The organism is Stenotrophomonas sp. P5_B8 (genome assembly GCF_054049855.1).
Genome location: NZ_JBFULO010000662.1, coordinates 1 through 1,435 on the forward strand (window position 1 = coordinate 1; position 1,435 = coordinate 1,435).

General features: G+C 69.2%; 2 protein-coding genes. Both read left to right on the forward strand.

All coding sequences use genetic code 11. The features are described from left to right. The coding region (locus tag ACXJKH_RS20460) for an EcsC family protein (protein ID WP_457322115.1) at window positions 1-205 on the forward strand (205 nt) is incomplete at its 5' end. Between the two features lie 132 nt (window positions 206-337). Next, the coding region (locus tag ACXJKH_RS20465) for an alkene reductase (RefSeq protein ID WP_457322117.1) at window positions 338-1,435 on the forward strand (1,098 nt) is incomplete at its 3' end.

Here is a 1,435-nt window from a genome sequence, read left to right on the forward strand (position 1 = left end):
CTTCGGCGTGGTCGTCACCGAGAAGTTCGCCGCGCAGGCGGTGCCGATCATCGGCGCGGTCACCGGCGCCACGCTCAACACCATGTTCACCGACTACTACCAGGACATGGCGCGCGGCCACTTCATCGTGCGCCGGTTGGAGCGCACCTACGGTTACGAGACGGTGCGCGCGGCGTATTCGATGCTGGCCGACCAGCGCGCCTGACGCCCGTCGCCGGCAGGCGGCCAGACAGGGGATCGTTGCGCTGGCGGCAYAACTGTTTTGCCGCGCCGACGCTGTTGCGCCGCCGCGCGCGCCCCTATCCTTCGGGCAGACCTGTTCCGACGGATGTCTTCCATGTTGTTCACCCCCTACCGCATGGGCGCGCTGACGCTGCCCAACCGCATCGTGATGCCGCCGATGACCCGCTCGCGTGCGGCCGACGGCAATGTCGCCACCCCGCTGATGGCGCAGTACTACGCGCAGCGCGCCTCGGCCGGCCTGATCGTCAGCGAAGGCACACAGATCAGCCAGCAGGGCCAAGGGTATGCCTGGACCCCCGGCATCCACGACGAGGCGCAGATTGCCGGCTGGCGCGGCGTCACCGACGCGGTGCATGCCGCTGGCGGGCGTATCGTGGCCCAGCTGTGGCATGTGGGCCGTGTGTCGCACACCGCCCTGCAACCGGGCGGTGCTGCACCGGTGTCCGCGTCGGCGCTGCTGGCGCCGGGCGTGAAGGTGTTCGTCGATCCGCAGGGCAGGGGGCCGCAGGGCGGCGTCGGCGAGATGGTCCAGCATTCGATGCTGCGCGCGTTGGCCATCGAGGAAATCCCCGGCATCGTGCGCGACTATGCGCAGGCCGCCCGCAATGCGATTGCCGCGGGCTTCGACGGCATCGAGCTGCACGGCGCCAACGGCTATCTGATCAACCAGTTCATCGACTCGCAGGCCAACCAGCGCACCGATGGCTATGGCGGGTCGCTGCCGAACCGGCTGCGCTTCCTGCGCGAGGTGGTCGAAGCGGTAGCAGAGGCGATCGGTGCCGAGCGCGTGGGCGTGCGTCTGGCGCCGTTGACCACGCTGCAGGGCGCGGTCGATGACACCCCGCAGGCCACCTATCTGGCCGCCGCGCATGTGCTCGACAGCATCGGCGTCGGCTACCTGCACATCGCGGAAGCCGACTGGGAGGATGCCCCGGTGATGCCGGAGGCGTTCAAGGAGGCACTGCGCCTGCTCTATCGCGGCACGCTCATCTACGCGGGCAAGTACACGGTCGAACGTGCCGAGGAAGCCCTGACCAAGGGGTGGGCCGACCTGATCGCCTTCGGCCGCCCCTTCATCGCCAACCCGGATCTGCCGGCACGGCTGCAGCAGGGCATGGCGTTGAACCCCGCGGACAAGGCCAGGTTCTTCGGCGGCGGCGCGGAAGGATTCACCGATTACCCGGTCGCCGAG